The organism is Streptomyces sp. BE303 (assembly GCF_036290945.1).
GTDB lineage: Bacteria > Actinomycetota > Actinomycetes > Streptomycetales > Streptomycetaceae > Kitasatospora.
The window spans coordinates 26,916-39,581 of sequence record NZ_JAQYWZ010000537.1 but is presented as its reverse complement, the minus strand read 5'-3'; the positions used below and the strand labels follow the sequence as shown (position 1 = coordinate 39,581).

12 protein-coding genes are annotated in these 12,666 nt (G+C 72.7%); 6 read left to right on the top strand and 6 right to left on the bottom strand.

Features of this window, described 5'->3' with window-relative positions; translation table 11 throughout:
* Positions 1 to 116 precede the first annotated feature (116 nt).
* Complete coding sequence (locus PUR56_RS11220; RefSeq protein ID WP_329948777.1) at positions 117 to 1,799, top strand: helicase HerA-like domain-containing protein; 1,683 nt, start codon at positions 117 to 119, stop codon at positions 1,797 to 1,799.
* Between the two features lie 61 nt (positions 1,800 to 1,860).
* Here PUR56_RS11220 and PUR56_RS11215 read toward each other — a convergent pair whose 3' ends face one another.
* Together PUR56_RS11215 and PUR56_RS11210 are read right to left on the bottom strand one after the other, a co-directional pair.
* Positions 1,861 to 3,024, bottom strand: coding sequence for a hypothetical protein (locus PUR56_RS11215; RefSeq protein WP_329884947.1), 1,164 nt, complete (start codon positions 3,022 to 3,024; stop codon positions 1,861 to 1,863).
* Between the two features lie 90 nt (positions 3,025 to 3,114).
* Complete coding sequence (locus PUR56_RS11210) at positions 3,115 to 3,780, bottom strand: rhomboid family intramembrane serine protease (RefSeq protein ID WP_329948776.1); 666 nt, start codon at positions 3,778 to 3,780, stop codon at positions 3,115 to 3,117.
* A 115-nt stretch (positions 3,781 to 3,895) separates the two neighbouring features.
* Here PUR56_RS11210 and PUR56_RS11205 point away from each other — a divergent pair, with 115 nt between their 5' ends.
* Positions 3,896 to 4,414 carry a YbhB/YbcL family Raf kinase inhibitor-like protein gene (locus tag PUR56_RS11205; protein ID WP_329884949.1) on the top strand — a complete coding sequence of 173 codons (519 nt, stop codon included), beginning with the start codon at positions 3,896 to 3,898 and terminating at the stop codon, positions 4,412 to 4,414.
* A gap of 146 nt (positions 4,415 to 4,560) precedes the next feature.
* Here PUR56_RS11205 and PUR56_RS11200 read toward each other — a convergent pair whose 3' ends face one another.
* Positions 4,561 to 5,529, bottom strand: coding sequence for a helix-turn-helix transcriptional regulator (locus tag PUR56_RS11200; protein ID WP_329884950.1), 969 nt, complete (start codon positions 5,527 to 5,529; stop codon positions 4,561 to 4,563).
* 153 nt (positions 5,530 to 5,682) lie between these two features.
* Here PUR56_RS11200 and PUR56_RS11195 point away from each other — a divergent pair, with 153 nt between their 5' ends.
* Both PUR56_RS11195 and PUR56_RS11190 read left to right on the top strand, forming a co-directional pair.
* Complete coding sequence (locus tag PUR56_RS11195; protein ID WP_329948788.1) at positions 5,683 to 7,137, top strand: MFS transporter; 1,455 nt, start codon at positions 5,683 to 5,685, stop codon at positions 7,135 to 7,137.
* Positions 7,138 to 7,426: 289 nt separating this feature from the next.
* Positions 7,427 to 7,765, top strand: coding sequence for a DoxX family protein (locus tag PUR56_RS11190; RefSeq protein WP_329948775.1), 339 nt, complete (start codon positions 7,427 to 7,429; stop codon positions 7,763 to 7,765).
* A gap of 105 nt (positions 7,766 to 7,870) precedes the next feature.
* Here the strand turns inward: PUR56_RS11190 and PUR56_RS11185 are convergent, their stop codons facing one another.
* The 3 genes from PUR56_RS11185 to PUR56_RS11175 form a co-directional block, all read right to left on the bottom strand.
* Positions 7,871 to 8,485, bottom strand: coding sequence for an HhH-GPD-type base excision DNA repair protein (locus PUR56_RS11185; protein WP_329948774.1), 615 nt, complete (start codon positions 8,483 to 8,485; stop codon positions 7,871 to 7,873).
* Between the two features lie 189 nt (positions 8,486 to 8,674).
* On the bottom strand, positions 8,675 to 9,229 hold the full coding sequence (locus PUR56_RS11180; RefSeq protein WP_329948773.1) for a class IV adenylate cyclase: 555 nt from the start codon (positions 9,227 to 9,229) through the stop codon (positions 8,675 to 8,677).
* Between the two features lie 161 nt (positions 9,230 to 9,390).
* On the bottom strand, positions 9,391 to 10,134 hold the full coding sequence (locus tag PUR56_RS11175) for a TetR/AcrR family transcriptional regulator (protein ID WP_329948772.1): 744 nt from the start codon (positions 10,132 to 10,134) through the stop codon (positions 9,391 to 9,393).
* A gap of 73 nt (positions 10,135 to 10,207) precedes the next feature.
* On the opposite strand from PUR56_RS11175, the gene PUR56_RS11170 reads away from it, so the two are divergent.
* Together PUR56_RS11170 and PUR56_RS11165 are read left to right on the top strand one after the other, a co-directional pair.
* Positions 10,208 to 10,948 carry an NAD(P)-dependent oxidoreductase gene (locus tag PUR56_RS11170; protein ID WP_329948771.1) on the top strand — a complete coding sequence of 247 codons (741 nt, stop codon included), beginning with the start codon at positions 10,208 to 10,210 and terminating at the stop codon, positions 10,946 to 10,948.
* Positions 10,949 to 11,235: 287 nt separating this feature from the next.
* A complete protein-coding gene (locus PUR56_RS11165; protein ID WP_329948770.1) occupies positions 11,236 to 12,576 on the top strand; it encodes a helix-turn-helix domain-containing protein in 1,341 nt (446 codons plus the stop codon).
* Positions 12,577 to 12,666 lie beyond the last annotated feature (90 nt).

Genomic DNA, 12,666 nt, shown 5'->3' with positions numbered 1-12,666 from the left:
CGCAGCAGCCGCGGCGCCGCCACGCGCTCGGGTGCGAGCTGCGGGCGGCGGATTGGGGCTGTTTCATGGGAAATGTCGCGAAGGTCTATCTGTAGTTCTGCCCAGGAGTGTGCCCGATGTCCGCTGCCGAGCCGCCGTCCCCTTCTCTTTCCTCCTCCGGCGTGTCCCCCGGAGACGTCGTCCCGGCCGCCGTCCGGGAGATCGCCGACGGCTACGCCTTCACCGGCCCGGCCCTCGACCTGGGTGCGGTGCTGCTGGACGGCACCGCCTACCCGGCCGCCCAGGTGCGGGTGCCGCTCGGGGTGCTCAACCGGCACGGGCTGGTGGCGGGCGCCACCGGCACCGGCAAGACCAAGACCCTCCAGCTGATCGCCGAACAGCTCTCCGCCCAGGGAGTGCCGGTCTTCCTGGCCGACGTCAAGGGCGACGTCTCCGGCGTGGCCGCCCCCGGCACGCCCGGCGAGCGGACCGCCGCCCGGGCCGCCGAGGTCGGGCAGGACTGGCGGGCCCGGGGCTGTCCGGCCGAGTTCTACGCACTCGGCGGCCTGGGCGCCGGCATCCCGATCCGGGCGACGGTGACCAGCTTCGGCCCGCTGCTGCTCTCCAAGGTGCTGGACCTGAACGAGACCCAGGAGTCCTCGCTCGGGCTGGTCTTCCACTACGCCGACCGGAACGGCCTGGAGCTGTACGACCTCAAGGACCTCACCGCGGTGATCACCTTCCTCGCCTCGCCCGAGGGCAAGGAGGAGCTGAAGGGCATCGGCGGTCTCTCCGCCGCCACCGCCGGGGTGATCCTGCGTTCGCTGACCACGCTGGAGAACGAGGGCGCCGGCGCGTTCTTCGGCGAACCGGAGTTCGACACCGCCGAGCTGCTGCGGACCGTGGACGGGGGCGGCTCCGGCCCGGAGGGCGGAGGAGGCCGGGGCATGGTGTCGGTGCTGGAACTGCCGGCGGTGCAGGACCGGCCCCGGCTGTTCTCCACCTTCCTGATGTGGCTGCTGGCCGACCTCTACCAGGAGCTGCCCGAGGTGGGCGACCTCGACCGGCCCAAGCTGGTCTTCTTCTTCGACGAGGCGCACCTGTTGTTCAGGGGCGCGTCCAAGGCCTTCCTGGAGGCGATCACCCAGACCGTCCGGCTGATCCGGTCGAAGGGGGTCGGGATCTTCTTCGTCACCCAGACGCCGAAGGACGTCCCGGCCGACGTGCTGGCGCAGCTGGGCAACCGGGTGCAGCACGCGCTGCGCGCCTTCACGCCGGACGACGCGAAGGCGCTCCGGGCGACCGTCTCGACCTTCCCGAAGTCGCCCGCGTACGACCTGGGGGAGGTGCTGACCTCGCTCGGTACGGGGGAGGCGGTGGTCACGGTGCTCTCCGAGAAGGGCGCGCCGACGCCGGTCGCGGCGACCAGGCTGCGGGCACCCCAGTCGCTGATGGGCCCGATCGAGCCGGCGGCACTGCAGGCGGTGGTGGACGGGTCGGCGATCGTGGCGAAGTACCGGGACGCCGTCGACCGGGAGTCGGCGTACGAGAAGCTGGCGGCGCGGGCGGCCCGGCCGGAGGCGGAACCGGCGCCGACGGGGGAACCCGACCGGGAGGAGTCACGCACCGGGCCGTCGGACGGCGGTGCGGTGCGGGGCGGTACGGCGCGGGGCCGTGCGCCGGGAGAGAAGGAGAGCGGCGGGCTGCTCGGGTCGTTGCTGAGCAACCCGGCGCTCAAGTCCTTCGCCCGGTCCGCCGGGACGCAGCTCGGGCGGGAGATCTCCCGGAGCCTGTTCGGGACGTCCCGGCGGCGGAGGTGAGCCGACCGCGGCAGCGGCCTCTCCGGGAGCCGGAGGGGGGAAGGGGAGGGGGAGGGGAAGATCAGGCGAGCGCGGCGCCGATCCGGTCGAGCGAGGAGAGCCGCATCAGGCCGTAGTTGTAGAACTCGACCTCCGGCACCCCCAGGTCGCGGAGGACGGCGATCTTGGCCGCGAGGTTCGCCGGGCCGTCGCAGTCCGAGGCCATCGGCCGCAGGATCACCGCCATGTCCTGCGGGCGCACCCCGTGCAGGGCGAAGGCGGCGATCTTCTCGCGGACCGCCTCCGGGGTGCGCGCGTAGCCGAGCGTCTCGATCTGGTGCGCGGCCCCGGCCAGGCCCGGCAGGTCGATGCCGGAGAGCCAGCCGGTGCCCGGACCGCCGCCGTCCATGAAGCTCAGCCGCATGCCGTGCTGCTCCGCCGCCCCGGCGACCTCGGCGGCCAGCGAGGTCACGGTCGCGGCGGAGGCGTCCACGTAGGCGGCGACGGCGCCACCGGCCAGCTCGTCCAGCGCCGCGGGCTCGGCGGCGGCCGCGTCGTCGGCCAGCCGGCGGCGCAGCTCGGTCCGGACCGCCCCGGCCACCTCGTCCGCCGGTACGCCCGCGCGGACGGCGGCGGCGCGGCAGTGGTCGCAGAAGCAGAGGCCGAGCAGCGCCTCGGCGGCCGGGCCCAGCTCCTCGAAGTAACGCTCGTGGTGGTAACCGTGGCGCAGGCCGTGGAAGTGCAGCGACTCGGCCCGAATCGCGTCCACGCCGTACCGGGCCAGCTCGGCGACCAGGGAGACGGCGTACTCGCGGACCTCCGGATTGGCCGGACAGAGCTCGGTGAGGTGCCGGTCGCCGAAGGCGTTGGCCGGGGCGCAGTCCGGGTGCTCGAAGCCGAGCCGGTCGTTGTGGCAGAAGACCGTCCAGGCGTGGAGCTTCATGCCCCGGCGGCCGGCCTCGGCGGCGGCCTCGGCGAACGGGTCGCGGTCGCCGATCGCGGTGGACGCGACGGGCCGCAGCCGCCGTCCGGACCAGAGGGCCGGGTCGGGGCGGAAGTAGGCGGCGCCCGGCTCCAGGTAGCGGATCACCCGGCGCGGGTTGTGCGGGAAGACGTCGCGGGCCTCGTGGTAGACCGACGCGAGGGTGACGCCGCCGACCCCGGCCCGGTCGGTGAGGTTGCCGAAGAAGGTGTCGGCCCCCTCGTCGATCAGGTCGGTGGCGAAGGCGAGGACGGACGACTCCACGGTGCGGCTCCGGAGCAGGGGGCAAGGTGCCTGCTCACGCTAACCGCAGTGAGGGGAATGGTCTATACCTGACGTGACCGGCCGGTACGGCTAGATGCCCAGGTCGTCGAGTTCCCTGAGCAGGGCGGAGCCGGGTCCGGCGGGTCCGGCGGGTGCGGGCGTGGGGGCGGCAGCCGCCTTCGGGGCCCGGTCGCGCAGCAGCCAGGCGCCGGCGAGCCCGCCGATCAGCCCGCCGAGGTGGCCGAGCCAGCTGACTCCCTGGGCGCTCGGCAGGACACCCAGCAGGAGGTACGAGTACAGCGCGCCGACGACCACGCCGATGGTGGTGTCCACCAGGTTGCGGTCGAAGATCCCGCGCAGCACCACGTAGCCGAAGTACCCGTAGACCAGGCCGCTGGCCCCGGCCGTCACGGCGTCCGGGCGCTCGAAGAGCCAGACGGTGAGCCCGCCGGCGACCACGATCAGCAGCGTCGCGAGCAGGAACCGCTTGACCCCCCGGTACGCGGAGAGGAAGCCGAAGGCGAACAGCGGCCAGGAGTTCGCCTGGATGTGGTCCCAGCCGAAGTGCAGCAGCGGCATGGTGAACATGTCCGGCAGCTCGTCCAGCCGTCCGGAGCTCATGCCGTACTCGTAGGAGAGCCGGTAGTCGTCGAGCCAGTTCGCCACCTGGACGGCCCAGATGACGGCCAGTACGCCGAGCATCGTGAACAGTGCGAGGCGGGAGTCGCGGAGCAGACGGGTGAATCGCGGGGCCATGACTCCGACTGTAGGGCCGGGCCACCGCCGCGGTCACCCCACTAAGGTGAATCGCGTCGATCAACCCGCGCCCCGGTCGGGGCCGTTCCCGGCTCGTCGAGAGGTGACCCGCCCCATGAGTGTTCGTCCCCCGCTCCCGTACGAGTTCCTTCCGCAGGTCCCGTCCTTCGAGCTGACCAGCGAGGACATCACCGAAGGCGGCACGCTGGCCGAGGAGTTCATCCACGCCGGGGGCAACCTCTCGCCGCAGCTGGCGTGGTCCGGCCTGCCCGAGGGCACCCGGTCGATCGCCGTCACCTGCTACGACCCGGACGCGCCGACCGGCTCCGGCTGGTGGCACTGGCTGGCCCTCGGCCTGCCCGCCGACACGACCGGCCTGCCGCGCGGCGCCGGCTCCTCGGACGCCGACCTGCCGGGCGGGAACTCCTTCCACGGCCGCAACGACTTCCCCGGCAACAAGTACGACGGTGCCGCCCCGCCGCCCGGCCCGGCCCACCGCTACGCCTTCGCGGTGCACGCGCTGGACGTGGACGCCCTGGACGTCGCCGCCGACCTCCCGCCGGCCCAGATCGGCTTCAACATCACCTTCCACACCCTGGCCCGCGCGGTGCTCACCGCCGAGTACGGGATCTGAGCGGTCTTCCGTTCCGTCCTGTTCTCCCTGCTGTTGCTGTTGCTGTTGCTGCGCTGTCGCCGCCGCCCGCTCGTCTGCGGGCGGCGGCGTTCCGCGTTCCGGCGGCTCCGGGTGCGTCGGTGCCCGGGGCCCGGGTGGGTCCGGGGTCAGTGGCCGGCGTCGGCCGCGCGGGCGGCCCGGCCGGCGAGGGCGCGGAGGTGGGCGTGCATCTCGGGGGGCTCGTGCACCTCGAACTCGCAGCCCAGCATCAGCAGGCGCATCGCCAGCCACTCCAGGGAGTCGGCGCGGGAACGCAGCCGGCAGGTCCGGTCGTCGACGGCCTCGACCTCGGAGTCGCCGTTGTGGCTCAGCCAGCGTTCGACCTCGGCGGCGGGCACGTGCAGGGTGGCGTCCAGGGTGTAGACCGGGGCGAGGCGGCGCAGCTTCTCCGCCACGTAGGCGGCCGCGTCCTCGGCGGGGAGCGGACGCGGGGTGAACCGGGCGCCGGTGGCGAAGGGGTCGGCGAGCCGGTCGACCCGGAAGATCCGCCAGTCGTCGCGGTCGAGGTCGAAGCCGACCAGGTACCAGCGGCGGCCGGCCGAGACCAGCCGGTCCGGCTCCACCTGGCGCCGGGTCTCGGCGCCGTCGCCCGCCCGGTAGCCGAAGCGGAGGCGTTCGCGGTTGGCGACGGCGTTGGCGAGCACGGTGAGGTCCTCGGGGTCGACGGTCGGCCCGTCGCCGCTGAGCAACGGGAGGGTGGCCTTGTCGAGGGCGGCGACCCGGTGGCGCAGGCGCGAGGGCAGCACCTGGAGCAGCTTGCCGAGGGCGCGGACCGAGGCCTCCTCGATGCCGACCACGGCGTGTCCGGCCGCCGCCCGCAGACCGACGGCGATGGCCACCGCCTCCTCGTCGTCCAGCAGTAGCGGCGGCATCGCGGTGCCGGCGACCAGCCGGTAGCCGCCGATCGGGCCCATGGTGGCCTCGACCGGGTAGCCGAGCTCCCGGAGCCGGTCGATGTCGCGGCGGATGGTGCGGGGGCTGACGTCGAGGCGCCCGGCCAGTTCGCTGCCGGGCCACTCACGGGGGGTCTGGAGGAGGGAGAGCAGGCTCAGGAGTCGTGCCGGAGTGTCGGTCATGGCATCCAGGGTGCCGGAAGTCCAGGACAGGATCTGGCCTAGATGCCTCCTAATGTCGTCGACGTGTGGAGGAACGGCGACGAGGAGCAGGCAGTGGGAACGGTTTCGGACCGGGCGGCGGACCGGCGGAGGTGGATCGCGTTGGCGATCGTGATGACGGCCTCGTTCATGGACCTGGTGGACGTCACGATCGTGAACATCGCGATCCCGAGCATCCAGGAGTCGACGGGAGCGTCGTTCTCCGCCGTGCAGTGGGTGACCGGCGGGTACGCGCTGGCCTTCGCGATCGGCCTGATCACCGGCGGTCGACTCGGTGACATCTACGGTCGGAAGCGGCTGTTCCTGATCGGGATGGGTGGGTTCACGCTCGCCTCGGCACTGTGCGGCCTGGCCGGCGGGGCCGAGATGCTGGTCGCGATGAGGATCCTGCAAGGCGGGACGGCGGCGCTGATGGTGCCGCAGGTGCTGTCGATCGTCCATGCGACCTTCCCGGCGGAGGAACGCGGCAAGGTGTTCGGCCTGTACGGCGCGGTGATCGGGCTGGGCGCGGTCACCGGTCCGATGATCGGTGCGGTACTGACGGAGTGGGACCTGTTCGGGCTGGGCTGGCGGCCGATCTTCCTGATCAACCTGCCGGTCGGCGTGGCCGGACTGCTGCTCGGCCGGGCCTTCATCGGCGAGTCGAAGGCCGAACGGGCCCTGAAGCTCGACCTGGTCGGTGTGGCGCTGGCCAGCGCCGGACTGCTGATGCTGATCTACCCGCTGACCCATGGCCGGGAGGCCGGCTGGCCGCTCTGGGGGTACCTGACGATGGCCGGCAGCCTGCCGGTGTTCGCCCTGTTCGTCGCCTACGAGCGGGTGAAGGCACGGCGGGACGGCTCCCCGCTGGTGGAGCTGTCGCTGTTCCGGGTCAAGAGCTTCGCCGCCGGGATCGGCGTGCAGCTGACCTTCGGGGTGGTCTCCGGGATCTTCTTCCTGGTCTGGACGCTCTACATGCAGCTGGGGCTCGGCTGGAGCCCGCTGAAGGCCGGCGCGACGGGCATCCCGTTCTCGCTCGCCGTGTCGACCGCGGCCGGGATCTCGGTGCAGCAGCTGGTGCCGCGGTTCGGGCGGAAGGTGCTCCAGGCGGGGGCGCTGGTGATGGCGGCCGGCGTGCTGCTCTACATCGGTGAGGCCGAGCGGTACGGCACGGAGGTCACGCCCTGGCAGATGGCCCTGCCGCTGGTGGTGATGGGCGCGGGGATGGGCCTGATCGTCGCGCCGATCACGGACGCGGTCCTGGCGGAGGTGCCCCGCGAGCACGCCGGGTCGGCGTCCGGGCTGATCAACACGGTGAATCAGGTCGGGCTGGCCCTGGGGCTCGGACTGGTCTCGGTGGCGTTCTTCGGGGCGGTGCCGGCTGCGGCCCCCTCGGTCGGGGACGCGTTCGGGGCGGCGTTCGTGCACGCGATGTGGTGGGTGCTGGGCGTGCTGGTGGTGGCGTTCCTGCTGATGTTCGCGATGCCGGCGCGAAAGGCGTCGGGTGGGGATGCCGGTGCGGACACCGGTGCGGACACCGGTGCGGGTGGGGGTGCGGCTCCAGTGGCCCGGGAGCCGGTGCTGGTCTGAGCGTCCCCCCGGTAGGAGGGCGGACCCCGGTCGCGCGGTGCGGCCGGGGCCCGTCGGCATGTCCGTCGGCATGTCCGCCGGTGCGCCCGTCGGTGGTGCGTTCCGTCCGGGGCGGGTCGCCGGGGTGGGTCGCCGGGGCGGGGCGGCCGGATCGGCGGACGGGGCGCGACGGTGGGGCGCGACGGCGGGGCCCGGAAAAGTTTCTTCGGCGCGGCTGTCACACACGCGCGGTGCTGCGGGTCAGGGAAGCGAGAACGCAACGAACACCCACCGCACGAGGAGCCCTCCGATGTCCACCGCCTTCATCGTCGTCACCGTCCTCGCCGCCGTCATGGCGGGCTTCTCGGGCGGATCGATCTTCGCCCGCGCCGCCTTCGTGGTGGAACCGCTGACCGAGTACGGCGTGCCGCGCTCGTGGTGGAACTGGCTCGGCGCGGCCAAGGCCGCCGGGGCGCTGGGGCTGCTGGTCGGCCTGTTCGCACCGGTCGTCGGGGTGCTGGCGGCAACCGGCCTGGTGCTCTACTTCGGCGGCGCCGTCATCACGGTGGTCCGCGCCCGCTCCTACGCCCACGTCGCCTTCCCGCTCGTCTACATGGCGCCGGCGGCGGCCTCACTGCTGCTGATCTGAGCGGTGCGGCGGAGGAAGTCCGTCACCGCCGGTGCCCGGCACTCGCGTCGGAGTGCCGGGCACCGGCGGTGACGGACGTTCAGAAATACCGGGAAGTCCGGGCGTTCAGGCCCGGACCTTGGCCTTCGCGTCGGCCGCCACCTTGGCCTCCTTGGCGACCCGCTTCACCTCCTGTTTGTGGGCGCGGACCTGCTCCAGGGACTCCGGGCCGGTGATGTCGGCGACCGAGTGGAAGGCCCCCTCCTCGCCGTACGTACCCGCCGCCTCGCGCCAGCCGTCCGGCTGCACGCCGTACTGCTTGCCGAGGAGGGCCAGGAAGATCTGCGACTTCTGCTTCCCGAACCCGGGAAGGGCGTTGAGCCGGCTGAGCAGTTCCTTTCCGGTCGTGGCGCTCCGCCAGAGGGCGGCGGCGTCCCCGTCGTACTGGGCCACCAGGAACTGGCAGAGCTGCTGCACCCGTTTGGCCATCGCCGCCGGGTAGCGGTGCACGGCCGGCTTGTCGGAGAGCAGCGCGACGAACGCCTCCGGGTTGTACGCGGCGATCTCGTGCGCGTCGAGGTCCTTGTGTCCGAGCCGCTGTGCGATGGTGAGCGGCCCGGCGAACGCCCACTCCATGGGCACCTGCTGGTCCAGCAGCATTCCGACGAGCGCGGCGAGCGGGCTCCGCCCGAGCAGTTCGTCGGCCTCGGGCTGTTGCGCCAGCCGCACGGTGACGTTCATGGGGATGACCTCCTCGGAGCATGGACTCGGGTCGCCGCCCAGTCTGCTGGACGGGGGAGGAGGCGACGGCGTCAACACGCCAGAAGGGATGGATTGCTTGGCGCAAGCGGATGGTTCGTCAGCGGAATTGTTTCGGTGTCGACGAGCGAGGCAGCGGCGCCCCGGTGGGGGGCCGCCGCGCGGCGTCGTTCACGCCAGGCCGAGGGCCAGGTGGGGGCAGCCGAGGTGGACGCGGGGACCCAGGGGGATGCGGAGGGAGGCGATGAACGCCTCCAGCCGGGCGGTGGCGTCCTCGACCGTGTCGGCGTCACCCTTGAACTCGAACTCCACGAAGTCGCCGAGCCCGGCCACGGTGTCGAAGGCGACGGCGACCTCGTCGGCCCGCCACTCCTCGCGGACCTTGTCGACCACGGTCAGTTCGGCGAAGTCGAGGGCGTCGAGGAGGCGGCGGACCGCCTCGGCGTCGGCGACGGTCGTCTCGTACTCGTCGCAGTGGGTCTTGACCGGCTCCGGGAGCGGGTGGAAGCGCTTGAAGTTGAGGGAGGACGAGCCGTCCTCGACGCGGACGGGGAGCCATTCGGAGACCACCCGGTTGTCGAGGAAGTCCCGGTGCGGGGCGTTGTCGTACGTGTCGACCTGGCGGCTCGGGCGGCCCGGGGTGGCGCCGCGGGCGAGGAGGAGCGCCTTCAACTCCTCAGGAGGGCAGGGGAGTCGGAACTTCTGCTCGATCTCGGTGTACTGCACGACGGGTACCCCCAGGGTGCGGTTCGGGCTCCGGTGGGCGGAGCGCCGGCGCCGCCCGGGTGATCGGTCACCCGTCACTCTCCCCTCCGGTGCCGGTCGGCGGCGCCGGTCGGTCGACTCTTAGGCCGGTCAGCCAGTCGCCCGATCAGCGGTTCGCTCGTTCAGCGGTTCAGGCCCAAGGAGCGTACGAGCGCGCCGAGTTCCTGGTCGAAGAGCTTTCCGGGGCTGACGGTCTGCCGGCTCAGGTGCCCGTAGACCTCCAGGGAGACCGTGCCGTGCAGGGAACCCCAGATGCGAAGGGCGAGCGCCACGCCGGCCGGCGGCAGGTCGGGGTACGCCGGGCGGACCTTGGCCAGGAGGCCGGGGTCGAAGTCGGACCAGTCGAAGCCGGGCGACTCCGGCCCGTGGTCCGCGTGGTCCGCGTGGCGCGGGCCGGCGTGCGGCCAGGCGGCGTCGGCCAGGCCGGCGAGCCCGGTGCAGACGCGGTGCGCCGCGTCCGGTGCGGCGCCGCCCTCGGGGGCGCGGTAGCCGGGCACGGGGTCGCCGTAGATGAGTCGGAAGCCCTCCGGATTGCCCAGTGCCCAGTCCCGGAAGGCGCGCGCCCAGGCGCGGATCCGGGTGGCCGGTGGATCGGCGGGCGTGGCGGCCCACGCGGCGTCGACGGCATCGGCCAGCGCGGTGTAGACGTCGTCGATCAGTGCGGTGACGAGGTCGTCGCGGGTGGCGAAGTAGCCGTAGATGGCGTTGGCGGTCATGCCCATCTCCCGGGCGATGGCCCGCAGGGTGATGGCGTCCGGTCCGCCCGAGGCCATCAGGGCCAGCGCGACGTCCTTGATCTCCGCCGTCGTCTCGGCCCGCAGTCGTTCGCGGCGTCCCCGGGTGCTTCTCGTCGTCGCGCTCTCCACGCCGGTCACTGTACAGCGCCTCAATTCTGATTGCCGTATCAAAACTTCACGCCGTATAGTTTCGCAACGCCGTATGGCAATCATGTCGGACGTGCCGGAACAGGGGAGAGCCATGCACATCGGAGTCATCGGAGCGGCCGGGACCATCGGCAGCCGCGTCGTCACCGAAGCCCTCGCGCGCGGGCACCGGGTGGCCGCGTTCAGCAGGGACGCCGCCCGGATCCGCGAGGGGCGGGAGAACATCGACTGGAGGAGCGTCGACGTCCTCGACGCCGGCAGCATCGCGGCCGTCCTGCCCGGGCTGGACGTGCTGATCAGCGGCTACCAGCCCGGCAACGCCGCCCAGGACATGGCCGACACCCTGCGCCGGTCGATCGCCGATCCCACCGTCTACGCCACCGCCGCCCGGGCGCTGCTGAAGGCGCTGGAGTCCCACCCCCGCACCCGGCTCATCGTGATCGGCGGCGCCGGCAGTCTGGAGGCCGAGCCGGGCCTCGTCCGGGCCGACTCGGACGAACTCCTGCACGACACCCTCGACGGGGTCGGCCTGCCCCGGGAGTACGCCGCCGCCGTGCGCGGCCACCGGGACGCGCTGAACGTCCTGCGCACCTCCAACCGGCTCTGGACGTACTTCAGTCCGGCGGAGTCCATCGCCCCCGGCGAGCGCACCGGCCGGTTCCGGATCGGTGGCGACCAGCCCGTCCTCGACGCCGACGGGCGCAGTCACATCTCCGCGGAGGACGCCGCAGTCGCCCTCGTCGACGAGGCCGAACTGCCCCGCTTCGTCCAGCGCCGCTTCACGATCGGCTACTGACCCCGAGCCCCCCGCCCGCCGGACCCTCGACCGGGGCAGGGGCGGATGGGGGGCGCCCCGCGTGGGCCGGTCGCATGAAGTGACTTATCGTCAATTCCCTTTGTCGGCAGACCGGATAATCGTCGAATCGGCAATGGTGGGCGCCTCGGAAAGAGGAAACGGGAAACACCGCCAACCCCTGCTCGCCCCTGCCTTCGCGTGCCAATATTCATGCGGAGGCAGGGGATGGGGCCGCTTCCGGACCAAGGTGGAGTCGCCGGTCGGACGGTTTCTGAATGGGGGTTGGCATGAACGCATCCAGTGAGTTCGGGCCAGAGCTGCGGAGGCGGCGGCTCGCCGCCGGACTGACGCTCACTCGGCTCGCCGAGTTGCTCAACTACAGCAAGGGCCACCTCAGCAAGATCGAATGCGGGCGCAAGGTTCCGCCACCCGACCTGGCCCGCCGCTGCGACGCCTGCCTCGGCGCCGGTGGCGAGTTGGAGGTACTGGCGCCGTCCGGCACGGCCAACGGGCGCGAGACGGGGGTGGACGGCGGCCCGAGCGGTGACGAGTCCCCGCTGCTCCGAGTCGACCGGGACGGCGTCCGCTGGCCCGGAGGCCTCGGGCGGCGCCAACTGCTCGCGGCCGGGGCGACGTCGGTGCTGGGGCTCGGCGTGGCCGGAATCGGCACGCCGAGACCTGGCGACAGCGCGGTCGCGGCCGGAGCGATGCCGGACGGAGCGCCGGCGGACCTGGCGCCGGTCGGGATCTTCCGGGCGCAGTTCGACCAGATGCGACTGCTCGGCCAGAGCGTCGATCCCGTGCTGCTGTTGCCCATGCTCACGGTCCAGACTCACACGCTGCGTGAACTCGCGGTCCAGGCCGCCACGGCGGAGCGGACGGAACTGCTGACGCTGGCTGCCCGGTACGCCGAGTACGCGGGCTGGATGGCTCAGGAGTCCGGTGACGACCAGTCGGCGCTCTGGTGGACGGCCCGTGCGGTAGAGCTGGCCGAGGCCGGCGGTGACCGCCATCTCGCCTCGTACGCGCTCGTTCGAAGGGCCCTCGTCACGTTCTACGCGGGCGACGCGTCCCAGACCGTCGAACTCGTCGCCGCCGCCCAGGACGGCCGCCTGCCGCCGCGTATCCGCGGCCTCGCCGCCCAACGTGAGGCCCAGGGGCACGCCTTGGCCGGCGACCGCACTGCCAGCTTCCGGAGCCTCGACCGCGCACGCGAGTTGCTGGCACGGGCGGCGGCCGACGACGGCACGGGTGAGCCCGTGCTCGGCACCGGCAATCTGGCCGATCCGGCAGCGATGGTCACCGGGTGGTGTCTCCACGACCTCGGCCATCCCGCACAGGCCGCCGAGGTACTCGACCGCGAATGCCTGCGGATTCCCCCGCACGCCGTCCGCAGTCGCGCCCGGTACGGCCTGCGGCGGTCCCTCGCGCACGCGGCTGCGGGGGAAGTCGAGCACGCCTGCGCGCTGGCGGCCGAACTGCTCCCGAGTGTCACGGTGCTGAGGTCGGCGACGATCACCACCGACGTGGCTCGACTGGCTCGTGAGCTGACCCGGTTCCGTGCCAACCGGGCTGTGCTCGACCTGCAACCCGCGCTCGCCGGGGCGCTCCACCCGCGACAGCCGTAGGGCTGCCGCGCCTCGGACAGAGCCGCTGTCCGCCTTCCTCCGAGCCTCATCGGCCGGAACCGAACCCTCACTCACCGGAGAGGTGATCCG